The organism is Kitasatospora sp. NPDC058046 (genome assembly GCF_042885595.1).
Taxonomy (GTDB): Bacteria; Actinomycetota; Actinomycetes; order Streptomycetales; family Streptomycetaceae; genus Kitasatospora.
In genome coordinates this window covers 566,030-589,262 of the sequence record NZ_JBHVRS010000002.1, presented here as the reverse complement: position 1 = coordinate 589,262, position 23,233 = coordinate 566,030, and the positions used below count along the sequence as shown (strand labels likewise).

20 protein-coding genes are annotated in these 23,233 nt (G+C 71.8%); 13 read left to right on the top strand and 7 right to left on the bottom strand.

What is annotated here, in order from left to right:
* Nucleotides 1-74 precede the first annotated feature (74 nt).
* Nucleotides 75-2,474: an endopeptidase La gene (lon, locus tag ACFVU7_RS06985; RefSeq protein ID WP_049660270.1), complete on the bottom strand. Its 2,400-nt coding sequence runs from the start codon at nucleotides 2,472-2,474 to the stop codon at nucleotides 75-77.
* A gap of 205 nt (nucleotides 2,475-2,679) precedes the next feature.
* Nucleotides 2,680-3,447 (bottom strand): rhomboid-like protein, encoded by a 768-nt coding sequence (locus ACFVU7_RS06980; RefSeq protein WP_143204494.1) that lies wholly within the window; start codon nucleotides 3,445-3,447, stop codon nucleotides 2,680-2,682.
* Between the two features lie 561 nt (nucleotides 3,448-4,008).
* Here ACFVU7_RS06980 and ACFVU7_RS06975 point away from each other — a divergent pair.
* The 6 genes from ACFVU7_RS06975 to ACFVU7_RS06950 all read left to right on the top strand — a co-directional run bounded on the left by ACFVU7_RS06975 (nucleotide 4,009) and on the right by ACFVU7_RS06950 (nucleotide 12,574).
* Complete coding sequence (locus ACFVU7_RS06975) at nucleotides 4,009-4,746, top strand: response regulator transcription factor (RefSeq protein WP_181970677.1); 738 nt, start codon at nucleotides 4,009-4,011, stop codon at nucleotides 4,744-4,746.
* Nucleotides 4,747-4,839: 93 nt separating this feature from the next.
* Nucleotides 4,840-6,027 (top strand): cell wall metabolism sensor histidine kinase WalK, encoded by a 1,188-nt coding sequence (locus ACFVU7_RS06970; RefSeq protein ID WP_082346227.1) that lies wholly within the window; start codon nucleotides 4,840-4,842, stop codon nucleotides 6,025-6,027.
* 233 nt (nucleotides 6,028-6,260) lie between these two features.
* A complete protein-coding gene (locus ACFVU7_RS06965; protein ID WP_074001426.1) occupies nucleotides 6,261-10,034 on the top strand; it encodes a multifunctional oxoglutarate decarboxylase/oxoglutarate dehydrogenase thiamine pyrophosphate-binding subunit/dihydrolipoyllysine-residue succinyltransferase subunit in 3,774 nt (1,257 codons plus the stop codon).
* A 152-nt stretch (nucleotides 10,035-10,186) separates the two neighbouring features.
* Nucleotides 10,187-10,366 carry a DUF6104 family protein gene (locus ACFVU7_RS06960; RefSeq protein ID WP_049649445.1) on the top strand — a complete coding sequence of 60 codons (180 nt, stop codon included), beginning with the start codon at nucleotides 10,187-10,189 and terminating at the stop codon, nucleotides 10,364-10,366.
* 263 nt (nucleotides 10,367-10,629) lie between these two features.
* Nucleotides 10,630-11,538 carry a DUF4097 family beta strand repeat-containing protein gene (locus tag ACFVU7_RS06955; RefSeq protein WP_074001425.1) on the top strand — a complete coding sequence of 303 codons (909 nt, stop codon included), beginning with the start codon at nucleotides 10,630-10,632 and terminating at the stop codon, nucleotides 11,536-11,538.
* A gap of 1 nt (nucleotide 11,539) precedes the next feature.
* Entirely contained in the window at nucleotides 11,540-12,574 is a 1,035-nt protein-coding gene (locus ACFVU7_RS06950; protein WP_049649443.1) for a PadR family transcriptional regulator, read from the top strand.
* 109 nt (nucleotides 12,575-12,683) lie between these two features.
* Here ACFVU7_RS06950 and ACFVU7_RS06945 read toward each other — a convergent pair whose 3' ends face one another.
* Nucleotides 12,684-13,646, bottom strand: coding sequence for a zinc-binding dehydrogenase (locus tag ACFVU7_RS06945; protein ID WP_074001424.1), 963 nt, complete (start codon nucleotides 13,644-13,646; stop codon nucleotides 12,684-12,686).
* 149 nt (nucleotides 13,647-13,795) lie between these two features.
* Nucleotides 13,796-14,992: an NADP-dependent malic enzyme gene (locus ACFVU7_RS06940; RefSeq protein WP_049649441.1), complete on the bottom strand. Its 1,197-nt coding sequence runs from the start codon at nucleotides 14,990-14,992 to the stop codon at nucleotides 13,796-13,798.
* A 583-nt stretch (nucleotides 14,993-15,575) separates the two neighbouring features.
* On the opposite strand from ACFVU7_RS06940, the gene ACFVU7_RS06935 reads away from it, so the two are divergent.
* From ACFVU7_RS06935 to ACFVU7_RS06915, 5 genes are all read left to right on the top strand, one after another.
* Complete coding sequence (locus ACFVU7_RS06935) at nucleotides 15,576-16,499, top strand: ABC transporter substrate-binding protein (protein WP_380744766.1); 924 nt, start codon at nucleotides 15,576-15,578, stop codon at nucleotides 16,497-16,499.
* Between the two features lie 419 nt (nucleotides 16,500-16,918).
* The gene (locus tag ACFVU7_RS06930; protein WP_388044580.1) at nucleotides 16,919-17,845 is read left to right on the top strand and encodes an ABC transporter substrate-binding protein; all 927 of its coding nucleotides are present in this window, start codon (nucleotides 16,919-16,921) and stop codon (nucleotides 17,843-17,845) included.
* A 37-nt stretch (nucleotides 17,846-17,882) separates the two neighbouring features.
* Nucleotides 17,883-18,857, top strand: a complete 975-nt coding sequence (locus tag ACFVU7_RS06925; protein ID WP_049649438.1) for an amino acid ABC transporter permease — start codon at nucleotides 17,883-17,885, stop codon at nucleotides 18,855-18,857.
* Nucleotides 18,854-19,654, top strand: coding sequence for an amino acid ABC transporter ATP-binding protein (locus tag ACFVU7_RS06920; protein WP_388044579.1), 801 nt, complete (start codon nucleotides 18,854-18,856; stop codon nucleotides 19,652-19,654). The genes ACFVU7_RS06925 and ACFVU7_RS06920 overlap by 4 nt, the downstream gene beginning before the upstream one ends.
* 113 nt (nucleotides 19,655-19,767) lie before the next feature.
* The gene (locus tag ACFVU7_RS06915) at nucleotides 19,768-20,349 is read left to right on the top strand and encodes a CGNR zinc finger domain-containing protein (RefSeq protein WP_049649436.1); all 582 of its coding nucleotides are present in this window, start codon (nucleotides 19,768-19,770) and stop codon (nucleotides 20,347-20,349) included.
* Between the two features lie 7 nt (nucleotides 20,350-20,356).
* On the opposite strand, the gene sodX is transcribed toward ACFVU7_RS06915, so the two are convergent.
* On the bottom strand, nucleotides 20,357-20,719 hold the full coding sequence (gene sodX, locus ACFVU7_RS06910) for a nickel-type superoxide dismutase maturation protease (protein ID WP_079271923.1): 363 nt from the start codon (nucleotides 20,717-20,719) through the stop codon (nucleotides 20,357-20,359).
* Nucleotides 20,720-20,995: 276 nt separating this feature from the next.
* Between sodX and sodN the strand changes: the two genes are divergently transcribed.
* Nucleotides 20,996-21,391, top strand: a complete 396-nt coding sequence (gene sodN, locus ACFVU7_RS06905) for a superoxide dismutase, Ni (protein WP_049649434.1) — start codon at nucleotides 20,996-20,998, stop codon at nucleotides 21,389-21,391.
* Nucleotides 21,392-21,647: 256 nt separating this feature from the next.
* Here sodN and ACFVU7_RS06900 read toward each other — a convergent pair whose 3' ends face one another.
* Nucleotides 21,648-21,839 (bottom strand): hypothetical protein, encoded by a 192-nt coding sequence (locus ACFVU7_RS06900; protein WP_388044578.1) that lies wholly within the window; start codon nucleotides 21,837-21,839, stop codon nucleotides 21,648-21,650.
* A gap of 266 nt (nucleotides 21,840-22,105) precedes the next feature.
* Between ACFVU7_RS06900 and ACFVU7_RS06895 the strand changes: the two genes are divergently transcribed.
* Nucleotides 22,106-23,044, top strand: coding sequence for a hypothetical protein (locus tag ACFVU7_RS06895; protein ID WP_388044577.1), 939 nt, complete (start codon nucleotides 22,106-22,108; stop codon nucleotides 23,042-23,044).
* On the opposite strand, the gene ACFVU7_RS06890 is transcribed toward ACFVU7_RS06895, so the two are convergent.
* Entirely contained in the window at nucleotides 23,012-23,212 is a 201-nt protein-coding gene (locus ACFVU7_RS06890) for a hypothetical protein (RefSeq protein WP_388044576.1), read from the bottom strand. The genes ACFVU7_RS06895 and ACFVU7_RS06890 overlap by 33 nt on opposite strands.
* Between the last annotated feature and the right edge of the window lie 21 nt (nucleotides 23,213-23,233).

Sequence of the window (23,233 nt, the reverse complement as noted above, 5' to 3'; positions counted from 1 at the left end):
GGTGCCGACGGGCCGCCCGGACCGCCGCTCGGGCGGCCCGGGCGGCGGCCGGAGCGGCGGCCGGGGCGAGCCGGTCAGGCGGCGACCAGCACCGCGGCCCCGGCCGGCTCCAGCGCCAGCTCCAGCACCTCCCGGACGTCCGCCACCGGGTGGACGGTGAGCCGCTCCAGCACCTCGGCCGGGACGTCGTCCAGGTCGGCCTCGTTGCGCCTGGGGATGATCACCGTGGTGACCCCGGCCCGGTCGGCGGCGAGCAGCTTCTGCTTCACCCCGCCGATCGGCAGCACCCGCCCGGTCAGCGACACCTCGCCGGTCATCGCCACGTCGGTGCGCACCTTGCGCCCGGAGAGCAGCGAGGCCAGCGCCGTGGTCATGGTGATGCCGGCGCTCGGCCCGTCCTTGGGGATGGCCCCGGCCGGGATGTGCAGGTGCACGCCGCGGTCGCGCAGCGAGGTGACCGGCAGCTCCAGCTCGGCGCCGCGCGAGCGCAGGTAGGAGAGCGCGATGTGCGCGGACTCCTTCATGACGTCGCCCAGCTGCCCGGTGAGGGTCAGCCCGGTGCCGCCGGTCTCGGCGTCGGCCAGCGAGGCCTCGATGTAGAGGACGTCGCCGCCGGCGCCGGTCACCGCGAGGCCGGTGGCCACGCCGGGGACGGCGGTACGGCGCTCGGCCGGCTCCTGGGCGGACTCCGGCACGTGGTGCGGCCGGCCGATCAGGGCGCGCAGGTCCTCGGCGCCGACCGCGGCGGGCAGCTCGCGCTCGCCCAGCTCGGCCTGTGCGGCGATCTTGCGCAGCACCCGGGCGATCGAGCGCTCCAGGGTGCGGACGCCCGCCTCCCGGGTGTACTCCCCGGCGAGCCTGCGCAGCGCCGGCTCGTCCACGGTGACCTGCCCGCCGCCCAGACCGGCCTTCTCCAGCTGGCGCGGGAGCAGGTGGTCGCGGGCGATGACGACCTTCTCGTCCTCGGTGTAGCCGTCCAGCCGGACCAGCTCCATCCGGTCGAGCAGCGGCCCGGGGATGGACTCCAGCACGTTGGCGGTGGCGAGGAAGACGACGTCGGAGAGGTCGAGCTCGACCTCCAGGTAGTGGTCCCGGAAGGTGTGGTTCTGCGCCGGGTCCAGCACCTCCAGCAGGGCGGCGGCCGGGTCGCCCCGGTAGTCGGAGCCGACCTTGTCGATCTCGTCGAGCAGGACGACCGGGTTCATCGAGCCGGCCTCCTTGATCGCCCGCACCAGCCGGCCGGGCAGCGCGCCGACGTAGGTGCGCCGGTGGCCGCGGATCTCCGCCTCGTCCCGGACGCCGCCGAGCGCGACCCGGACGAACTTCCGGCCCATGGCGCGGGCCACCGATTCTCCGAGCGAGGTCTTTCCCGTTCCGGGCGGCCCGACCAGGGCCAGCACCGCTCCCCCGCGGCGGCCGCCGATCAGCCCGAGGCCCTGGTCGGCCCGGCGCTTGCGGACGGCCAGGTACTCGACGATCCGCTCCTTCACGTCGGCCAGGCCGGCGTGGTCGGCGTCCAGCACCGCGCGGGCGCCGGCGATGTCGTACGCGTCCTCGGTGCGCTCGTTCCAGGGCAGCTCCAGGACGGTGTCCAGCCAGGTGCGGATCCAGGAGCCCTCGGGCGACTGGTCGGAGGAGCGCTCCAGCTTGTCGACCTCCTTGAGCGCGGCCTCGCGGACCTTCTCCGGCAGGTCGGCGGCCTCGACCCGGGCGCGGTAGTCGCCCTCCTCGTCGGCCGGGTCGCCGTTCAGCTCGGCCAGCTCCTTGCGGACGGCCTCCAGCTGGCGGCGGAGCAGGAACTCCTTCTGCTGCTTGGCCACGCCCTCCTCGACGTCCTTGCGGATGGTGTCGTTGACCTCCTCCTCGGCGAGGTGGTCGCGCAGCAGGGCGAGCGCGTACTCCAGGCGGGCGACCTGGTCGGCCTCCAGCAGCACCTTGAGCTTCTGCTCGGCGGTGGCGAAGGGCGCGTAGCCGATGTTGTCGGCGAGCTCGCCGACGCCCTCGATCTGCGCCACCCGGTCGACGATCTGCCAGGCGCCGCGCCTGCGCAGCCACTGGGTGGACAGCGCCTTGTACTCCTTGACCAGCTCGGCGGCCCGGCCGGCCACCGGGGTGCCCACCGAGGACTCCGTGAACGGCGTGGTCTCCACCCAGAGGGCGGCGCCGGGGCCGGTGGTGCCGACCCCGATCCGGACCCGGCGCACGGCGCGCACCAGCGCGGCCGGCTCCCCGTCGGCCAGCCGGCCGACCTGCTCCACGGTGGCCAGCGTGCCGGCCGCCGCGTACGAGCCGTCCACCCGCGGGACCAGCAGGACCTGCGGCTTGCCGGCGCCGGTGGCGGCGGCCCGGGCGGCCTCGACGGCGGCGCGCACCTCGGTGTCCTTCAGGTCCAGCGGGACGACCATGCCCGGCAGGACGACCTCGTCGTCGAGCGGCAGCACGGGCAGGGTGAGCGGTGTGGACGTCGATGCCATGATCTCTCCCCAGTCAGTGAACTTGAGTCGACCTGACTAAGGCTTTACGGGCGTCGGATGTTCCCGGCCCCCTGTTCGCCGTGAGCGAACAGGAATCGGCAGGGAAAGCGCGGCACCCGACTTCGTCAAAAGAGCACCGGACACGCCTCGAAAAGTCCCGACGGGGAGCCCCGCGAGTCCGGGGAGGTCCGACCGGGCGACGGCGTCAGCGCGCCGCACGCACCCGCGCGGGCGCGCCGCCCGCGGCCGTCGCGGCGGCCGGGCGCGGCCGGGGCGGGCGCCGCTCGGCCCGGCGCAGCCAGCGCCACAGCGCGACCCCGGTCAGCACCGCGGCCGGGTGCCCCACCCCGGTGATCACGTCCTTGTCGGTGGCGATCTGCTCGGCGATCATCAGCCCGGCGCCGCCCAGCGCGAGCAGCCGCCCGCGCCAGGAGAGCAGCCCGGCCACCGCGCCCAGGCAGGCGAGCACGCCGTAGCTGACCCCGATGTCCAGGTAGTCCATCGCCTCGGGCGCCATCCGTCCGGTCTCCACCGCGGTGATCACCACGCCCTGGGAGAGCAGCGTCGCCGCGACATGCCCGGCCGCGAACACCGCCGCGGCCCGGGCCGGGCCGACCCTGCGCTCCAGCGGGGCGAGGGTGAGGGCGAATCCCCACAGGTACGGCATCCACACCTCGCCGGCCACCCAGAACCCGCTCAGCACAAGGGCGCGCAAAGGATGCTGGAGCAGGTTGTGGCCGTCCGAACTGGAGGCCTCCTGCAGACGCTGGACGAGTTCCGGATCGGCGAGCCGGGCGAAGGTCGTGGTGGCTCCCACGACGGCGAGGTACCCGAGCGTGAAGGGCGTTCTCCGGGGCGTCGGCACCCGTTCCAGCAGCCATTCCAGGACGCCGGTGCGCAGCCCGAGGCGGAGCATTCCGTACGGCGCCCCCGCACTCCCGTACCCGTCGGCACCCCGCCCGAGTCCCGCCATGCCGCCTCCGCTCCACGCCGCAGCCACCGGCTCCCCGCCGGATGCCCAACGTACCGGCGCGCGCCGCGGATTCCGCCCGGCCGGGCGCTCACCTGGCCACGGTACGTCGAGGTTCTGAGAGGCACCTGAAAGAAGCCCGTGAAGACCGTCGCCGTAGCGGACCGCCGGATTCCCGACATTGGTCCAGACCTTCTCCCCATAAACGGGGCACCAGGGCCTCTGACCGGCGACTTGGCGTCAACTGCACTGCATACGTACCGTTACGCAGAGAAAATTCGACGGGTAAGGTATCGGCCCGTGCCCACTCGTGCAGTGGGTCCGAGGGCGGCCCGACAGCCGGCCCACGGGCCGGAAACGTCCGGTCCACCTGCCGGGAAGCATCCGCTGTCCGTACGCTGCGAAGTGCGCGGGAGAAGTGGGCGGCCGACCATCCGTCCTCGGCTCCCGATCGCGCGACGGGACGGCGGACCCGGCACAGTCCACGACGGAACAAGACTACGAGCGGAGCCCCGCCATCCCCACAGGTGGCCGGCCCGCAGCCCTGGGGGCGGTGGCGTGACCGTGACAGAGATTCAGCAGGACAACCACAACGCCGGCGGCACTGTGAGCAGCCAGCGCAGAGTCCTGGTGGTGGAGGACGAGCCCACGATCGCCGAGTCGATCGCCGCCCGGCTGGGCGCCGAGGGCTTCAAGGTCGCCGTGGCCCACGACGGCCCCGGCGCGGTCGACGGCTTCCACACCTGGCAGCCGGACCTGGTGGTCCTCGACATCATGCTGCCCGGCTTCGACGGCCTGGAGGTGTGCCGCCGGATCCAGGCCCAGCGCCCGGTGCCGGTGCTGATGCTGACCGCCCGCGACGACGAGACGGACCTGCTGGTCGGCCTCGGTGTCGGCGCGGACGACTACATGACCAAGCCGTTCTCGATGCGCGAACTGGCCGCCCGCGTCAACGTCCTGCTGCGCCGCGTCGAGCGCGCCCAGCAGGCCGCCCGCACGCCCGCGCTGGGCAGCCTGCGGTTCGGCGAGCTGGAGATCGACCACGTGCAGCGCCGGGTCCGGCTGGCCTCGGGCGACGTCCACCTGACGCCGACCGAGTTCGACCTGCTCGCCTGCCTGGCCGCCCAGCCGCGCGCCGTGCTCACCCGCGAGCAGCTGCTGGCCGAGGTCTGGGACTGGACCGACGCCTCCGGCACCCGCACGGTGGACAGCCACGTCAAGGCGCTGCGCCGGAAGATCGGCGCCAGCTGGATCCGCACCGTCCACGGTGTCGGATACGCGCTGGAGGCCCCGCTCTCCTAGGGCCTCCCAGGGCGACGGGCCACCGGGGGGCCCGCAGCCCGGACGACGCCGTGCCACCACGCGGGCCGACACCGCGGGGACCACAAGGAACCGATGACCTTTCCACAGCAACGCAACGGGGAATCCGCCGACACGCGGCCGCAGAACCTGGCCGCCCGTGCCGCCCGCCGGGTCTGGGCCGACATCCGGCCGCTCGACCCGGTCCGCTCGATCAAGGGCAAGCTCACCCTGCTCGTGATCGTCTCCGTGTGCCTGGCCACCGGGATGGTGGTCGTGGCGATCCGGTCCGAGACGCAGATCCGGATCATCATGGTCTTCTCCATGATCGCCTCACTGCTCTTCATGCAGTTCCTCGCGCACGGGCTGACCGCCCCCCTGCGCGAGATGACGGCCGCCGCCCGCGCGATGGCCTCCGGCGACTACAGCCGCCGGGTCGAGGTGAACTCTCGCGACGAGATCGGCGAGCTGGCGGCCGCCTTCAACGCCATGGCCGCCGACCTCCAGGCCGCCGACCGGCACCGCCGCGAGCTGGTCGCCAACGTCTCGCACGAACTGCGCACACCGATCGCCGCGCTGCGCGCCGTCCTGGAGAACGTGGTGGACGGCGTCGTCCAGCCCAATCCGGCCACCCTGGGGGCGGCCCTGGAGCAGACCGAGCGGCTCGGCCGCCTGGTCACCCACCTGCTCGACCTCTCCAAGATCGACGACGGCGTGGTCGCCCTGGACGCCCGCCCCTTCGAGGTGCGCGAGTTCCTGGACGGCGTGCTGCGCGGGGTCACCGTGGACGGCGCGACGGCCGGCGGCGCCTTCTCCCGGCGCGGGGACGTCCGGCTGGCCCTGGAGGTCAGCCCGACCGGCCTGACCGGCGTGGCGGACCCGGAACGGCTCCACCAGGTGGTCGCCAACCTGGTCGACAACGCCTGCAAGCACTCCCCGCCCGGCGGCACCGTGACGGTGCGGGCGAGGCCGGAGGGCGAGGAGGGCGGCCTGCTGCTGGAGGTCGAGGACGAGGGCCCCGGCATCCCGCCGGCCGACCGCTCCCGGGTCTTCGAGCGGTTCAGCCGCAGCGGCACCGCGACCGCCGCCGGACCGGGCTCGGACGGCGGCACCGGACTGGGCCTGGCCATCGCCCGCTGGGCGGTGGACCTGCACGGCGGACGGATCGCGGTGGCCGAGTCCCCGCGCGGCTGCCGGATCGAGGTCCGGCTGCCCGCACGGCGTCAGAGCGACGGTCGGGACATTTGTCACAGATCCGACACAGCGGTCTACGAAGATCGTTAGAGGATTTGGCCGGGTTTTTGTCCGCTTTGGCCCCGGTATGCCCCCTGTTCGGCGCTGATCGGTTCCCCTCAGATACGGCTTTCTAACGCACTTTTTCAGCCAAAGTGCAGGTCAGCACTGTGATCTGGGCGACGCCTGGGCCCCGGGGACTGCGCGATCACTGGTCAGGGGCGTAGCCTTAATCCCCGCTGTCCAAACATCCCAAAAGGAAGCGGAAGAGGGCGGTTGCCGCCGTGTCGCCACAGTCCCCTGAAACCCCCAACAGCTCGGCAAGCTCCACTGGCTTCGGCCCCAATGAGTGGCTCGTCGACGAGATCTACCAGCAGTACCTCCAGGACCCGAACTCGGTCGACCGAGCCTGGTGGGACTTTTTCGCCGACTACAAGCCCGGTACCGAGGTGACCCCAGTGACCCAGGCCGCGACCCAGGCCGGCCCCGCGCCGACCCCTGCCGCTGCCCCCGCGCCCGCCGTCGCAGCCGCTGCTCCGGCCGCGCCCGCCGCCGCTCCGGCTCCGGCCGCTCCGGCGCCGGCCGCCCCGGCTCCGGCTCCGGCCGCCGCCCCGGCTCCGCTCGCCGCCGCGCCCGCCGCGCCCCCGGCCCCCAAGGCCGCCGCCCCGGCGCCGGCCGAGCCCGCTGCCGCCGCCGGCCCCGAGCTGATCCAGCTCCGCGGCCCGGCCAAGGCCGTCGCCACCAACATGGACGCCTCGCTGGAGGTGCCGACCGCGACCTCGGTCCGCGCCGTGCCGGCGAAGCTGTTGATCGACAACCGCATCGTCATCAACAACCACCTGCAGCGCGCCCGCGGCGGCAAGGTCTCCTTCACCCACCTGATCGGCTACGCCCTGGTCCAGGCCATCAAGGCCGCCCCGGGCATGAACTACAGCTACAAGGTGGAGAACGGCAAGGCCTTCCTGGTCAAGCCGGAGCACGTCAACCTCGGCCTGGCCATCGACCTGGTCAAGCCGAACGGCGACCGCCAGCTGGTCGTCGCGGCCATCAAGAAGGCCGAGACGCTCGACTTCTTCGGCTTCTGGCAGGCCTACGAGGACATCGTCCGCCGGGCCCGCGCCAACAAGCTGACCATGGACGACTTCACCGGCGTCACGGTCTCGCTGACCAACCCCGGCGGCATCGGCACCGTGCACTCCGTGCCGCGCCTGATGCAGAACCAGGGCACCATCGTCGGCGTCGGCGCCATGGAGTACCCGGCCGAGTTCCAGGGCTCCGCCCCGGAGACCCTGTCCCGGCTGGGCGTCTCCAAGATCATGACGCTGACCTCGACCTACGACCACCGCGTCATCCAGGGCGCGGCGTCCGGCGAGTTCCTGCGCGAGATCCACCGCCTGCTGCTCGGCGAAAAGGGCTTCTACGACGAGATCTTCGAGTCGCTGCGGATCCCGTACGAGCCGGTCCGCTGGGCCACCGACGTCGCCACCACCCACGACGACGAGGTCAACAAGACCGCGCGCGTCATGGAGCTGATCCACTCCTACCGGGTCCGCGGCCACCTCATGGCCGACACCGACCCGCTGGAGTACAAGCAGCGCAAGCACCCCGACCTGGACGTCACCACCCACGGCCTCACCCTGTGGGACTTGGAGCGCGAGTTCGCGGTCGGCGGCTTCGGCGGCCAGAAGATGATGAAGCTCCGCGACATCCTCGGCCTGCTGCGCAACACGTACTGCCGCACCGTCGGCATCGAGTACATGCACATCCAGGACCCGAAGCAGCGCAAGTGGCTGCAGGAGCGCCTGGAGAAGCCGTACGCGAAGCCCGAGCGCGAGGAGCAGCTGCGGATCCTCCGCCGCCTGAACTCGGCCGAGGCCTTCGAGACCTTCCTGCAGACCAAGTACGTCGGCCAGAAGCGCTTCTCGCTGGAGGGCGGTGAGTCGCTGATCGCGCTGCTGGACGCGACCATCGACTCCGCCGCCGAGCACCGCCTCGACGAGGCCGTCATCGGCATGGCCCACCGCGGCCGCCTGAACGTGCTGGCCAACATCGTCGGCAAGCCGTACGGCAAGATCTTCGGCGAGTTCGAGGGCAACCTCGACCCGAAGTCGATGCACGGCTCCGGCGACGTCAAGTACCACCTGGGCTCCGAGGGCACCTTCACCGGCCTGGACGGCGAGACCATCAAGGTCTCGCTCGCCGCGAACCCCTCCCACCTGGAGACGGTCGACCCGGTCGTCGAGGGCATCGCCCGCGCCAAGCAGGACATCCTGGACCAGGGCGGCACCACCTTCCCGGTGCTGCCGATCCAGGTCCACGGCGACGCGGCCTTCGCCGGCCAGGGCGTCGTCGCGGAGACCCTGAACATGTCGCAGCTGCGCGGCTACCGCACCGGCGGCACCGTGCACGTCGTGGTGAACAACCAGGTCGGCTTCACCGCCGCCCCGGCGTCCTCGCGCTCCTCGATGTACTGCACCGACGTGGCCCGCATGATCGAGGCCCCGATCTTCCACGTGAACGGCGACGACCCGGAGGCCGTGGTCCGCGTCGCGCGGCTCGCCTTCGAGTTCCGCCAGGCGTTCCACAAGGACGTGGTGATCGACCTCATCTGCTACCGCCGCCGCGGTCACAACGAGGCCGACAACCCGTCGTTCACCCAGCCGCTGATGTACGACCTGATCGACAAGAAGCGCTCGGTGCGCAAGCTGTACACCGAGGGCCTGATCGGTCGCGGCGACATCACCATGGAAGAGGCGGAGCAGGCGCTCCAGGACTTCCAGGGCCAGCTGGAGAAGGTCTTCGCCGAGGTCCGCGACGCGGCCCAGGCGCCGGCCGACGCCACCGCCGGCAAGCCGCAGGCCGACTTCCCGGTCTCCATCCAGACCGGCATCTCCCAGGAGATGGTCAAGCGGATCGCCGCCTCGCAGGTCAACCACCCGGACTGGCTGACCGTCCACCCGCGCCTGCTGCCGCAGCTGCAGCGCCGCGCCGCCTCGGTCGAGGACAACACCATCGACTGGGCGATGGGCGAGACCCTCGCCATCGGCTCGCTGCTGATGGAGGGCCACCCGGTCCGCCTGGCCGGCCAGGACAGCCGCCGCGGCACCTTCGGCCAGCGGCACGCCGTCCTGATCGACCGCAAGACCGGCGAGGACTACACCCCGCTGCAGTACCTCACCGAGGACCAGGCCCGCTACACCGTCTACGACAGCCTGCTGTCGGAGTACGCGGCCATGGGCTTCGAGTACGGCTACTCGCTGACCCGGCCGAACGCGCTGGTCATGTGGGAGGCGCAGTTCGGCGACTTCGTCAACGGCGCGCAGACCATGGTGGACGAGTACATCGCCTCCGCCGAGCAGAAGTGGGGCCAGCACTCCGGCGTCACCCTGCTGCTGCCGCACGGCTACGAGGGCCAGGGACCGGACCACTCGTCCGCCCGTCCGGAGCGTTTCCTGCAGATGTGCGCGCAGGACAACATGACGGTCGCGATGCCGACCCTGCCGTCGAACTACTTCCACCTGCTGCGCTGGCAGGCGCACAACCCGCACCACAAGCCGCTGGTCGTCTTCACCCCGAAGTCGATGCTGCGTCTGAAGGCCGCGGCGAGTGCGGCGGAGGAGTTCCTGTCCGGCTCGTTCCGCCCGGTCATCGGCGACTCCACCGTCGACCCGGCGCAGGTCCGCAAGGTGGTCATCACCGCCGGCAAGTTCTACTACGACCTGGCGGCGGCCCGCGCCGAGCGCGGCGTCACCGACACCGCGATCGTCCGGGTCGAGCGGCTCTACCCGCTGCCGGTGGCCGAGCTCCAGGAGGAGCTGGCCCGCTACGGCGACAACGTCCAGTTCGTCTGGGCGCAGGAGGAGCCGGCCAACCAGGGTGCCTGGCCGTTCATCGCGATGAACCTGGTCGACCACCTCCAGGTCGTCATCGGCCGCACCGGCGGCGACGCCCGTCTGCGCCGCGTCGCCCGTACCGCCGCCTCGTCCCCGGCGGTCGGCTCGGCCAAGCGGCACGCCGCCGAGCAGCAGGCGCTGGTCGAGGAGGTCTTCGCGCTCTGACGAGCCGAAGCCCGACGCTCTCCACACCCGCGGCCCCGTCCTCCCCACCGGGAGGGCGGGGCCGCGGGCGTTCGCCGGGCCACCACCGGTACGACGGCCGACCGGCCCGGACTATCCTGACCAGGTCAATCCCCACCGGACCGGAGCGAACCGTGTACTTCACCGACCGAGGCATCGAGGAGCTGGAGAACCGGCGCGGCGAGGAGGAGGTCACCCTGGGGTGGCTGGCCGAGCAGCTGCGCACCTTCGTCGACCTCAACCCGGACTTCGAGGTCCCGGTCGAGCGGCTGGCCACCTGGCTGGCGCGGCTCGACGACGAGGACGACGAGTGACCCGGTGACGGCCGCCGCGAGGCCCGGGAGGCAACCGCCTCCCGGGCCTCCCGCGTGTCCGGGCGCGGAAGGGTGCGGAAGGGCGCTGAAGGGTGCGGAGGGATGCGGAACCCCGGGGGCCTCGTAGGGGAGGACTCGGGGACGGGTCGGGGACGGATCGGGGTCGGGTTCGGGGGTCGGGGCGCTTGACTCTGCCAGCACGCGATATATCGTCTTTAGAAGAGAACGCGATACATCGCGATCGACAACGGGAGGCGACGGACATGAGCCAGTGGACGGTCGAGGGCACCGAGAGGATCACCTTCGACGAGCCGGTGCGCGCGCTGCACGTGCGGACCATCGAGGGCACGGTGAACGTGGTGGCGGCCGACGGCCCGACCCGCCTGGAGGTCACCGAGCTGGCCGGCGAGCCCCTGCACGTGACCCTGGTGGACGGCGTCCTGACGGTCACCTACAAGGACATCCACAGCTGGGGCGAGTTCGGCGACCGGCTCAAGTCGGTCGGCTCGGTGAAGGACCTCTTCGGCTCCTTCAAGCGCAAGCGGATCGCCGCCGTGACGGTGACCGTCCCGACCGAGGTCGAGGTCAAGGTCGGCACCGTGTCGGCCGACACCACCGTCAGCGGCGTCAGCGGGCACGTCTCGGTGCAGAGCGCCAACGGCGACACCACCCTCGCCGGGGTGACCGGCCAGATCGAGGCCGGCACCGTCACCGGTGACGTGGACGCCCACGCGGTCGGCGGCCGGCTCAAGGTCAACACCGTCTCCGGGCAGCTCACCGTGATCGCCGGCACCGCCGACCGGGTCCAGGCCAACACCGTCACCGGCGCCGTCACCCTGGACCTCGACGTGGCCGGCGAGACCGACGTCAAGGTCAACACCGTCAGCGGCGCCGTCGTGATCCGGATCCCCTCGCTGGCCGACGCCACCGTCGAGGCCGGCTCCACCAGCGGCGACGTCTCCAGCACCTTCGAGGAGCTCCAGATGAGCAGCACCTGGGGCGCCAAGAAGATCTCCGGCCGCCTCGGCGAGGGCCGCGGCAGCCTCCACGTCACCACCGTCTCCGGCGCGGTCACCGTGCTGCGCCGCCCCGAGGCGGAGGAGGACGGCCCGGTCGTGGTCAAGGAGCTCCCGGCCGGCCCGGGCACCCCGAACCTCACCAAGGAGGCCTGAGATGACCCCTGTGTTCGGCCACGGCCGGCTCCGCCTCTACCTGCTGAAGCTGCTGGACGAGGCCCCGCGCCACGGCTACGAGGTGATCCGGCTCCTGGAGGAGCGGTTCCAGGGCCTGTACGCCCCCTCGGCCGGGACGGTCTACCCGCGGCTGGCCAAGCTGGAGCAGGAGGGCCTGGTCGCCCACAGCACCGAGGGCGGCCGCAAGGTGTACCGGCTGACCGACGCCGGGCGCGCCGAACTCGAAGCCCGGCAGGTCGAGTTGGACGAGCTGGAGGTGGAGATCCGGGACTCCGTGGCGCAGCTCGCCGGGGCGATCCGCGAGGACGTCCGGGACAGCGCCAAGGACCTGCGCGAGGAGCTGTGGAACGCCGCCCGGCAGGCGCCCGGGCCGGAGCGCACCGAGCCCGGCGACCCGTGGGCCGGGCCCTGGGGCGACAACGAGTCCTGGCAGCGCGCCAAGGAGGAGTTCGCCCAGTTCAAGCAGCAGGCCAAGGAGCAGGCCAAGCGCGCCCGGGAGCAGGAGAAGGCCGCCAAGGCCAAGGCGAAGGCCGCCGAGGCGGAGGCCCGACGGCTGCGCGAGCAGGCCAAGGCCTCGCGCACCGCGGCCCAGCAGGAGGCGCTGCGGATCAAGCGCCGGGTCGAGCAGCAGGTGCGCGAGCACGCCGCGAAGGGCGACTGGCCGACCGGGCTGGCCGAGGGCCTGTCCGAGCTGACCAAGGGCCTGGCCGGCCTGGCCGACGCGGCCCGCTGGGGCCACGGCGCGGAGGAGCCTCCGGCCGAGCCCGCCGAGCGGGTCACCGTGACCAGGATCGACCTGGACAAGGACGGCTCCGACACCCCGGCCGACCTGCCGCCGTGGGCCGCCACCGACCCGGCCGGGGACCCGGCCCGCGAGCTGGAGCGGCTGCTCGACCGCTTCCGCGACCAGGTCCGCGACGCGGCCCGGGACGGCGGGGTGAACGCGGACACGCTGGCCGAGGCCCGTACGGTGCTGGGCGCCGCGGGCGAGCGGCTGAAGCGGCTGCTCGGCTGAGCCCGGAACGGCTCCTGCGGCCCGGTGCCCCCGTCACGGGAGGCACCGGGCCGCCGCACGCCCGCGGGCAGGCGTCAGGGGGTGGGGCTCCGTCAGGAGCGGGGTGCCGTCAGGGAGTGAGGACGATCTTCCCGAAGACGTCGCCCTCGGCGAGCCGGGCGAAGCCGTCCCGGGCCTCGGCCAGCGGCAGCACCGAGTCGATCACCGGCCGGACGCCGGTGTTGGCGCAGAACGCGAGCAGCCCGGCCAGCTCCTCCTTGGTGCCCATGGTCGAGCCGACCACCCTGAGCTCCAGGAAGAAGATCCGGTTCAGCTCGACGGAGCTCGGGTTGGTGCCGGAGGTGGCCCCCGAGATGACGATGGTGCCGCCCGGGCGCAGCGACTTCACCGAGTGCGACCAGGTCGCGGCGCCGACCGTCTCCAGCACCGCGTCCACCCGCTCGGGCAGCCGGGCGCCGCTCTCGAAGGCCGCGTCGGCGCCGAGCTCCACCGCCCGGGCCCGCTTGGCCTCGTCCCGACCGGTGACCCAGACCCGCAGGCCGGCCGCCTTGCCGAGGACGATCAGCGCGGTCGCCACGCCGCCGCCCGCCCCCTGCACCAGGACGGTGTCCCCGGGCCTGACCCCGGCGTTGGTGAACAGCATCCGGTAGGCCGTCAGCCAGGCGGTGGGCAGGCAGGCGGCCTGCTCGAAGCTCAGCCCGGCGGGCTTGGGCAGCAGGTTCCAGGTGGGCACCGCGACCCGCTGGGCGAAGGTGCCCTGGTAACGCTCGGTCAGGATGGACCGCGGCTCGTCCGGGCCGACCCCGTGGCCGCTCTGGCCGATCACCGAGTGCAGGACCACCTCGTTGCCGTGCTCGTCGACGCCGGCGGCGTCGCAGCCGAGGATCATCGGCAGCCGCTCGGCGGGCAGGCCGACCCCGCGCAGCGACCACAGGTCGTGGTGGTTGAGGCTGGCGGCCCGGACGGTGACCACGCTCCACCCGGGGCGGGCCTGCGGCTCGGGGAGGTCGCCCAGCTCCAGCCCGCTCAGCGGGTCGGCGGCGTCGGTACGTGCGGCGTAGGCAGCGAACATGCCCCGGACGATAGCCGCGACGGCCGGGGCCGGGAACCACGCGGAGGTGTGACGCGTGTCCCGGCTGCTGCTCCCCCGCTCGCCTCCGGGCGCTCGGGGGGACGCGGGGGAGCGGCCGCCGTGGCGGGCGCGCTCCCCCGATCACCTCGTCAGATCCGGGCGACGCCCTCCGCCCGGGCGGCCTCGGCGACGGCCTTGGTGACCGCCGGCGCGACCCGCTCGTCGAACGGCGAGGGGATGACCTTCTGCGGCGTCAGCTCGTCGGCCACGACGCCCGCCAGCGCCTTGGCGGCGGCCAGCTTCATGCCCTCGGTGATCCGGGAGGCGCGGACCTGGAGGGCGCCCGCGAAGATGCCCGGGAAGGCCAGCACGTTGTTGATCTGGTTCGGGAAGTCGCTGCGGCCGGTGGCGACCACGGCGGCGTACTTGTGGGCGACCTCCGGGTGGATCTCCGGGTTGGGGTTGGCCATCGCGAAGACGAACGCGCCCTCGGCCATGGTCGCCACGACCTCCTCCGGCACGGTGCCGCCGGAGACGCCGATGAACACGTCGGCGCCGGCCATCGCGTCGGCCAGCGAGCCCTTGAGGCCGGTGCGGTTGGTCCGCCCGGCGATCTCGGCCTTGACGTCGGTGAGGTCGCCGCGGCCCTCGTACACCACGCCCTTGCGGTCGCAGACGGCCACGTCGCCGATGCCGGCCGCGACCAGCATCTTGGCGATGGCGATGCCGGCCGCGCCGGCGCCGGAGATGACGGCCCGCAGCGAGCCGATCTCACGGCCCGTCACCTTGGCGGCGTTCCACAGGGCCGCGGTGGTGACGATCGCGGTGCCGTGCTGGTCGTCGTGGAAGACCGGGATGTCCAGGGCCTCCTGGAGCCGGCGCTCGATCTCGAAGCAGCGGGGCGCGGAGATGTCCTCCAGGTTGACGCCGCCGAAGGAGGGCGCCAGCCGGACCACGGTCTCGACGATCTCGTCGACCCCGGTGCAGTCGAGCGCGATCGGCACCGCGTCCACGCCGCCGAACTGCTTGAACAGGATGGCCTTGCCCTCCATCACGGGCAGCGAGGCCTGCGGGCCGATGTCGCCGAGGCCCAGCACCGCGGTGCCGTCGGTGACCACCGCGACGGTGTTGGACTTCCAGGTGTAGTCGTTGACCAGCTCCGGCTGCTCGGCGATGGCCGTGCAGACCCGGGCGACACCGGGGGTGTAGGCGAGGGACAGGTCGTCCGCGTCGCGCACCGGGACGGTCGCCCGGATCTCCATCTTCCCGCCGCGGTGGAGCGCGAAGACCGCGTCGACCGGATCCTCGGTGTCCTGGGTGCTGCTGTGAATGATCTCCGCTGCCACGATGACCTCTTCGTCATTGATCTGGCGAGGACGCGCGGCCGACGGGCAGGGCGACCCGTCCGGAAACCGGAAACCGGGTACGCCGAAGCGGACCCGGGGTCGGGGTCGGGGCGCTGCCGTCGGGCGGCGCCCTCGGATGAGGGTTGTATGGGGTCTGTGTTGTCCGCGTTGTGCTTCCGGGCCGAGCGTAGGTCGGAGGAAGGCATCGCACCTATGCCTTTTCGTCCTCGTCACGTACGGTTCATCGCCGCGCTGTCGCGTCACAGGGGCCCGGCGTCGGAAGCGCCGGGCTCCGGCGGCGGCAACGGCATGAGCGCACGCGCACCCGCAGGAGTGAACACAGGCCGAAGGGGATCCGGTGCCCCGGATACGGAGCCGCGTGAGGACTTCCGTTCCCGGGCACCCCGAGCCTGTCGGGGCTCGTCGGCCTGGTTCGAGCGTTCGGGGGTCACCCGGTACCGAATTCTGACACACCCGCCGCCGGGCCCGGCAGGGCGGGATGGCAGGATCGCTTGTCCGCCATTTCGCGTACACCCGTGCGACACCGTGGCGGCCCCACCTCCCTCCCTCAGGAGCCGCCCTCATGCCGCACGTCCGCCACGCCCTCCGTCCGGTCCCGGCCGGCGCCGCCCTGGCCGCCGCCGGAGCCCTCCTGCTGACCGGCTGCGGCGGCGGGCAGGCCGCCCCGGGCGACCCGGTCAAGGACCTCCGCGGCAAGCTGCCGAAGGCCCAGCGGTCGGCCGGCGCGCTGCGGGTCGGCATGGACGTCAACTACGCCCCGGTGGAGTTCCGCGGCCCGGACGGCAAGCCGACCGGCCTCGACCCGGACCTCGCCGCCGCCCTGGGCCGGATCCTCGACGTGCGGGTCGAGTTCGTCGACACCCCCTTCGACAAGCTGGTGCCGAACCTCCAGGCCAAGCAGTACGACGTGGCGATGTCCGCGCTCAGCGACACCCGCCGGCGCCGGGACGCGGTGGACGAGACCGGCAAGCCGACCGGCCCGGGCGTGGACTTCGTGGACTACTTCATCGCGGGCACCTCGATCGTCGTCCCGAAGGGCAACCCCAAGGGGATCAGGGGCCTGGACGACCTGTGCGGCAAGACCGTCGCGTTCCAGCAGGGCACCACCCAGGACGAGATCGTCACCCGCCAGGTCGGCGTCTGCACCCGGGCCGGCCGCCCGCTGACCCCGCACAAGCTGGACAGCGACACCAAGGCGCTGGCCGAGGTCGCCTCCGGCGCCGCCGCGGCCGGCCTGAACGACTACCCGGTGGCCGCCTACGCGGCGAAGACCACCGACGGCGGCGCCCGCTTCGAGGTGACCGGCGGGCAGTCCACCTCCAACCCGTACGGGATCGCGGTGCGCAAGGACGACGGGCCGCTGCGGGACGTGCTGGCCGGGGCGATCGACCAGCTGATCCGCAGCGGCGAGTACGACAAGATCCTGGCCAAGTGGAACGTCGGCGCCGGCGCGGCGCAGAACGCGGTGGTCAACGGGGGCATCTGAGGCGGGGGCGGCGGGCCTCCGGGGACGGCACGGACCGATCTGCATACTTATGCGCAGAGTGACAGGGGCGCGGAATAAGTCCGAATAGCGGACAGCGCGACCCCTCGTTATCCGATTTTGATCTGGATGAGGGCCACCTGACTGTCATCAGATGGCAGGATTCCCCCCATCTCGGATCGAGCCGGCCACTGGTCGAGGCCGTCCGGTCAACGTCCACCTCGGCGGAGGGTGGCGGAAGCAGTACCTCGTACAACCCCGGACGGCTCCCCCGCGCCCGGGCAACTGCACGACCCGGCCTGCACGTACGACGACGTACGGCGACACGCACCCGTACCGAGCCGCGCGGCTCGCCGTTCCGGTGCGCCGCTCCCGCGGCGCGCTCCGCCCGACCTCTCTCCCCCAGGATGGAGATCCCCCTCATGACCACCCGTACCCAGCGCAGCCGGCTCCTCGCAGCCGGTGTGGTCGCCGCCTCGGTCTCCCTGGTGCTGACCGGTTGCAGCAGCAGCAAGAGCGAGAGCAGCGGCGCCCCCAACGCCTCCGCGACCGTCAACGAGGTCAAGGCTGACCCCAAGCTGGCCGGGCTCGTCCCGGACGACGTCAAGGCCGCCGGCAAGCTCCTGGTCGGCGCCGACGCCTCGTACGCGCCGGACGAGTTCAAGGACGACAGCGGCAAGGTCATCGGCATGGACGTCGACCTGGCCAACGCCATCGCCGCCAAGCTCGGGCTGAAGGCCGAGGTCCAGGACTCCGGCTTCACCGCGATCATCCCCGGCATCCAGTCGAACAAGTTCCAGCTCGGCATGTCGTCCTTCACGGACAACAAGGAGCGCGAGCAGATCGTCGACATGGTCACCTACTTCAACTCCGGCAGCGCCGTCGCGGTGAAGAAGGGCAACCCGGAGAAGATCGACCCGAAGGACCTCTGCGGCAAGAAGGTCGCCGTCCAGACCGGCACCACCCAGGCCGACGAGATCAAGGACACCCGCGACCCGGACTGCGCCAAGGCCGGCAAGCCGGGCGTCCAGAACGGCGGCGACAAGTTCGACCTCCAGACGGACGTCACCAACGCCGTGGTCTCCGGGCGCGACCAGGCGATGATGGCCGACTCCCAGGTCGTCGACTACGCGATCAAGCAGTCCGGCGGCCAGCTGGAGAAGGTCGGCGAGACCTACGGCGTGGCCCCCTACGGCGTCGCGCTGGCCAAGGGCTCCAAGCTCACCCCGGCCGTCCAGGGGGCCGTCCAGTCGCTGATCGACGACGGCACCTACAAGCAGATCCTCGCCAAGTGGGGGGTCGAGTCCGGCGCCATCACCACCTCGACCGTCAACGGCGCCGTCAGCTGACCCTCGTCCGCTCCATCTTCTCCCCCGAGGCCACACCGTGAACTCTTTGGACAAGGGGACGGCGGAGCAGGGCCGGCCCGAGACCATCAAGGCCGTCCCCGTCCGCCACCCCGGACGCTGGGCCGGCGCCGTCGTCATCGCCGTACTCGCGGCGATGCTGGTGAGCGCCCTCTTCACCAACCCCGCTTTCAAGTGGGACATCGTCGGTCAGTACCTGTTCCACGACAGCATCATGCACGGCCTGCTGGTGACGCTGGAACTGACCGTGCTCGCCATGCTCATGGGTGTGGTCGGCGGCATCGTCCTCGCGGTGATGCGCCTGTCCCCGAACCCGCTGCTGGCCGGCGTCGCGTGGGTCTACATCTGGATCTTCCGCGGCACCCCGGTGCTGGTGCAGCTGGTGTTCTGGAACTTCCTCGGCCTGATCTGGGCCAAGCTGTCGATCGGCGTCCCGTGGGGGCCGGAGTTCTGGTCCGAGCAGACCAACGTGCTGATCCCGACCTTCGTCGCCGCGCTGCTGGGCCTCGGCCTCAACGAGGCCGCCTACATGGCGGAGATCGTCCGCGGCGGCATCCAGTCGGTGGACGAGGGCCAGACCGAGGCCGCGCACGCGCTCGGCATGAGCCGGTTCCAGACCATGCGCCGGATCGTCCTGCCGCAGGCCATGCGGGTGATCATCCCGCCGACCGGCAACGAGACCATCTCGATGCTGAAGACCACCTCGCTGGTCTCCGTGATCTCCCTGGAGGAGATCTTCCGGGCCGGCCAGGTCATCTACTCCCGGAACTACCAGAACATCCCGCTGCTGATCGTGGTCAGCCTCTGGTACCTGTTCTTCACCTCGGTGCTGACCATCGGCCAGTACTACATCGAGCGCCACTACGCCCGAGGTTCCAACCGCACCCTCCCGCCCACCCCGCTGCAGCGGCTGCGGAGGCTGTTCGCCGGGAAGCCCGCCCCCAGGACGACCGCCGACGTCGTCCCGGGGCTCGAGGGAGGTGGTCACGTATGACCGATCCGACCAAGTCCCCCGCCGGCGCCGCGTCCGGCGAGCCGATGGTCCGCGCCGAGAACGTGCACAAGTCGTACGGCCTGGTCGAGGTGCTCAAGGGCATCGACCTGGAGGTCAGGCAGGGCGAGGTGTTCTGCCTGATCGGCCCGTCCGGCTCCGGCAAGTCGACCTTCCTGCGGTGCATCAACCACCTGGAGAAGATCAACGGCGGCCGCCTCTGGGTGGACGGCGAGCTGGTCGGCTACCGGCAGAAGGGCGACCGGCTGCACGAGCTCAGGGACCGCGAGGTCGCCCTCAAGCGGCGCGACATCGGCATGGTCTTCCAGCGCTTCAACCTGTTCCCGCACATGACCGCCGTCGAGAACGTCATGGAGGCGCCGGTCCAGGTCAAGGGCGAGAGCCGGGCCGACGCCCGCGAGCGCGGGATGGCCCTGCTGGAGCGGGTCGGCCTCGCCGACAAGGCGAAGAACTACCCCTCGCAGCTCTCCGGCGGCCAGCAGCAGCGCGTGGCGATCGCCCGCGCGCTGGCCATGAAGCCCAAGCTGATGCTCTTCGACGAGCCGACCTCCGCGCTCGACCCGGAGCTGGTCGGCGACGTCCTCGACGTCATGCGCGGCCTCGCCGAGGAGGGCATGACCATGGTGGTCGTCACCCACGAGATGGGCTTCGCCCGCGAGGTCGGCGACGCGCTGGTGTTCATGGACGGCGGGGTGGTGGTCGAGTCCGGCAACCCCCGCGAGGTGCTCACCGACCCGCAGCACGAGCGCACCAGGGCCTTCCTCTCCAAGGTGCTCTGAGCCCGTACGCCCGGCGCCCGGCAGGTCACTCCTGCCGGGCGCCGTCGTTTTCCCCGCCCGGGTAATAGGCTGGAGGCAGTCAGCCCGTTACCGACCCCCCTGGAAGGACCCCTGTGGAGCTCGCCGCCTACGCCGATCTCGCCGTCCGGCTGGTGAACACCGAGGAGCCCGAGCGCGGCACCGACTCGCTGACCTCCGTGGAGGCGGTGCGCGGTCTCTTCTCCGACTCCTCGCGGGCCCGCTCGCTCGCCGACGAGTCCGACGTGCCCCGGCTGCGGGCGGTGCGGACCCGGCTGCGCGGGGTCTTCGAGGCCGCCGCCGGCGGGGACGAGATCCGCGGCGTCGACCTGCTGAACAGCCTGCTGATGGAGTACCCGGTCAGCCCGCTGATCTCCGGGCACGACTACCTGGACGACGCCGGGCGGCCGCGCTGGCACCTGCACCTGGCCGACAACTCCCCCACCGCCACCGCCCACTTCAGCGCGGTCGCCTGCATGGGCCTGGCCGTCCACCTCACCGAGCTGGGCGCCGACCGGCTCGGCATCTGCCAGGCCGCGCCCTGCCGCAACGCCTACCTGGACACCTCGACCAACCGCTCCCGCCGCTACTGCTCGGACCGCTGCGCGACCCGCGCCAACGTGGCCGCCTACCGGGCCCGCAAACGCCTGGAGGCGGAGGCGGCGGCCCGGGCGTAGCAGCCCGCTAGACGTCCTCGACCCAGGCGCCGAGCCGGCGGGCCAGGCCCGGCACCCGGGCCAGCCGCGGGGTGAGCAGCAGCCGCTCCAGCCGGCGCCCCGGCGCCAGCCAGACCGGGCTCGGGCGCAGCCGCAGCAGCACCCGGCCGAGCACCAGCTCGTCCGGGACGGCGCCGTAGCTGCGGCTGTCGCTGTCCACCGGGCGGTTGTCGGAGAGCAGCCACCAGCCCGTGGCCCGGCGCTCGGCGGCCCGCTTCACCACCAGCAGGTCCTGCTGGAAGGGGTGCCGGAAGACCACCACCGCGCCGGGCCGGATCGGCGCGCCGTAGCGGACCAGCAGCCGGTCGCCCTCGCGCAGGGTCGGGACCATCGACGGCCCCGCCACGTCGACCAGCCCGAGCGGCAGCGCGCCGCCCGGGCCGCGCTCCCCCGCCCCGGCGCCCTCCGCTCGCGTGCTCCGCGCCACGACTCCTCCTCCCGCCCCCGCTCGCGCCCCCAGTCTGCCGTACGGACCGCCGTCCGTCCGATGTCCGGATTGCGCCGGTTCCCGGTCCGTCTTTCGCCCTAGGCCCACCGCCCGATCGCGAAACCGGGAGGGCGGAAGGGTAATCTCGGGCGCGGGAAGACGATCTAAGGAAGGACTCCCATGTTCTCTCGTCTGTTTGCACCGCGCGCCACCGTCCACGCCCACTGCGACCTGCCCTGCGGCGTCTACGACCCCGCGCAGGCCAAGCTGGAGGCCGAGTCGGTCAAGGCCACCCAGGAGAAGTACCAGGCCAACGAGGACCCGCACTTCCGCGCCCGCGCCGTCATCATCAAGGAGCAGCGCGCCGAGGCCGTCAAGCACCACATCTCGGTGCTGTGGAGCGACTACTTCAAGGCCCCGCACTTCGAGAAGTACCCGCAGCTGCACCAGCTGATCAACGACACCCTGAAGGCCGCCTCGGCCGCCAAGGCGTCCACGGACCCGGCCACCGGCCAGGCCCTGCTCGACCTGATCGCCCAGGTCGACAAGATCTTCTGGGAGACCAAGCAGGCCTGAGTCCTGGCGCGGTTTTCCGGCATCATCCCAGCTGGGAGCGCCGATAGCTGATGTCGTTTGAGTGCACGGTGATGCACTGTGATGCAGGGTGAAACTCAAGATCATCACCCACTTATCACCCAAACGATCATGAGCGCGAGAAGCCCCTCACCCCGGACGGGGTGAGGGGCTTCTCCATGTCGGGACGCGAGGAGGGTGGCACCTGGACACCGCCTCCCGACACGCTCAGAGCGACCGGCCGCGAGGCGGCGTCCGGTCAGTTCCAGCCGGAGTCGGCGACGGTGGCCTCGACGGTCGGGAAGGGCGTGGGGTCAGCTGTCGGGCCGACGGGCGGCGGAGCGTTCCAGCCGGAGTCGGCGACGGTGTTGGCCGAAACTGAGCCAGCACCAACGGCGACGGCGCCGGCCAGCGCAAGCAGAGCAGCCGCCGCAGCGGTGCGAATCTTCATGATCGTCCTCGGGTTCAAGGACCCGCCACGCGGGCAGGATGGACTCGCAGCCCAGCGTGCGCGCGGTACTGGGCTGCACGAACAAGTGTGCTGGCACCCCCGGACGCGATCAAGGCCCCGAGCGTGCGAGAATTCGCATTGCGAATTTTCCCGCCCGAGAGGCAGTCGCCCAGATGTCGCACCCGCTGCCAGACCATCGATTTGAGCCAGCATCACTGAGCGAGGAGGCACGCGGCCTCTACATCGCGATCCGGCACGGTGTCTCGGTGAAGGACCACGAGGACCCCGTTCTACGCGAGCTGCTCGACTACGGGCTCGTCGTTCACTACGAGCGGGCGGATACCTCCAGGTACATCGCGCTCGACCCCCGGGAGGTCGCCGCCCAGCGCCAGCAGCGCCTGTACCAGCAGATCGGCTGGGCCATGGCGGAGGCTGCGGCGATCCCCGAGAGCGTGCGCGATCTGGCGATCGCCTACCAGTACTCGGCGCCCAACCTGGTCGAAGGCGCCGTTGAACACCTGACCGGGATAGACCGAATCAACGGCCGAATCTCCGAGATCATCTCCACCGCTACCCACGAGCTGCTGACATCCCAACCAAACGGTCCCCGGCCCGCCGACATCCTCCAGATGTCCCTCGCGCGGGACGTCGGTGCGCTACGGCGAGGCGTCGCCATGCGAACGCTCTACCGAACCACCGCCCGGTCCGACGGACCGACCGCACAGTGGGTAGCGGGGATCACCACCGCCGGCGGGCATGTGAAGACGCTGGACGAGGAGTTCATGCGGATGGTGATCATCGACCGCAGAGCCGCCATCCTCACCGACCACACGCCGTGGACCGGCCCGGGACCGGAACCCATCAGGGCCCTGGTCGTGCACGATGAGGGCCTCGTCTACTACGCCGCAGCCATGTTCGACCGAGACTGGGCCCGAGCCACAGCCTGGCACGGCGAGGAAGCCTCAGCCAGTGCAGAGCTCACCGAGCTCCAGCGTGCAGTCGTCCGACACCTTGCCACCGGCGCCGACCAGGTAGCCGTCGCAAAGGCCGTCGGAATCAGTCCAAGGGGCGTCTCTGCCCAGCTGGCAACGATGCGGGCCGTACTCGGATACAACTCGACGGCCCAGCTCATGTACGAGCTGGGCCGCCAAGCTGGGGCGCAAGGAGCGCCATCAGCCGCGAAGATCGCGCTGGATTCGAGCTGAGATCATCCGGATGATCCCCTTCGCCTCCCTTATGGCATTCGCATGCCCTGCGGTTCCGTCGTCGGTGCGCGACAGCCGGGCTACTTCGGCGGCGGCAGCCTGGAGGTCGGCAGCTGCGGTCTCCAGGTCGAAGGGCTGGTCCAGGCTCCAGCCCGGCGTCTTGCTCATGTTGCGCTCCCGGTTCAGGTC

Bases quoted from the DNA above. Each gene is read 5' to 3' on its own strand.
- lon (WP_049660270.1), bottom strand. From the start codon at position 2,474: ATGGCATCGACGTCCACACCGCTCACCCTGCCCGTGCTGCCGCTCGAC.
- ACFVU7_RS06980 (WP_143204494.1), bottom strand. From the start codon at position 3,447: ATGGCGGGACTCGGGCGGGGTGCCGACGGGTACGGGAGTGCGGGGGCG.
- ACFVU7_RS06970 (WP_082346227.1), top strand. From the start codon at position 4,840: ATGACCTTTCCACAGCAACGCAACGGGGAATCCGCCGACACGCGGCCG.
- ACFVU7_RS06955 (WP_074001425.1), top strand. From the start codon at position 10,630: ATGAGCCAGTGGACGGTCGAGGGCACCGAGAGGATCACCTTCGACGAG.
- ACFVU7_RS06950 (WP_049649443.1), top strand. From the start codon at position 11,540: ATGACCCCTGTGTTCGGCCACGGCCGGCTCCGCCTCTACCTGCTGAAG.
- ACFVU7_RS06945 (WP_074001424.1), bottom strand. From the start codon at position 13,646: ATGTTCGCTGCCTACGCCGCACGTACCGACGCCGCCGACCCGCTGAGC.
- ACFVU7_RS06935 (WP_380744766.1), top strand. From the start codon at position 15,576: ATGCCGCACGTCCGCCACGCCCTCCGTCCGGTCCCGGCCGGCGCCGCC.
- ACFVU7_RS06930 (WP_388044580.1), top strand. From the start codon at position 16,919: ATGACCACCCGTACCCAGCGCAGCCGGCTCCTCGCAGCCGGTGTGGTC.
- ACFVU7_RS06920 (WP_388044579.1), top strand. From the start codon at position 18,854: ATGACCGATCCGACCAAGTCCCCCGCCGGCGCCGCGTCCGGCGAGCCG.
- sodX (WP_079271923.1), bottom strand. From the start codon at position 20,719: ATGGTCCCGACCCTGCGCGAGGGCGACCGGCTGCTGGTCCGCTACGGC.
- sodN (WP_049649434.1), top strand. From the start codon at position 20,996: ATGTTCTCTCGTCTGTTTGCACCGCGCGCCACCGTCCACGCCCACTGC.
- ACFVU7_RS06900 (WP_388044578.1), bottom strand. From the start codon at position 21,839: ATGAAGATTCGCACCGCTGCGGCGGCTGCTCTGCTTGCGCTGGCCGGC.
- ACFVU7_RS06890 (WP_388044576.1), bottom strand. From the start codon at position 23,212: ATGAGCAAGACGCCGGGCTGGAGCCTGGACCAGCCCTTCGACCTGGAG.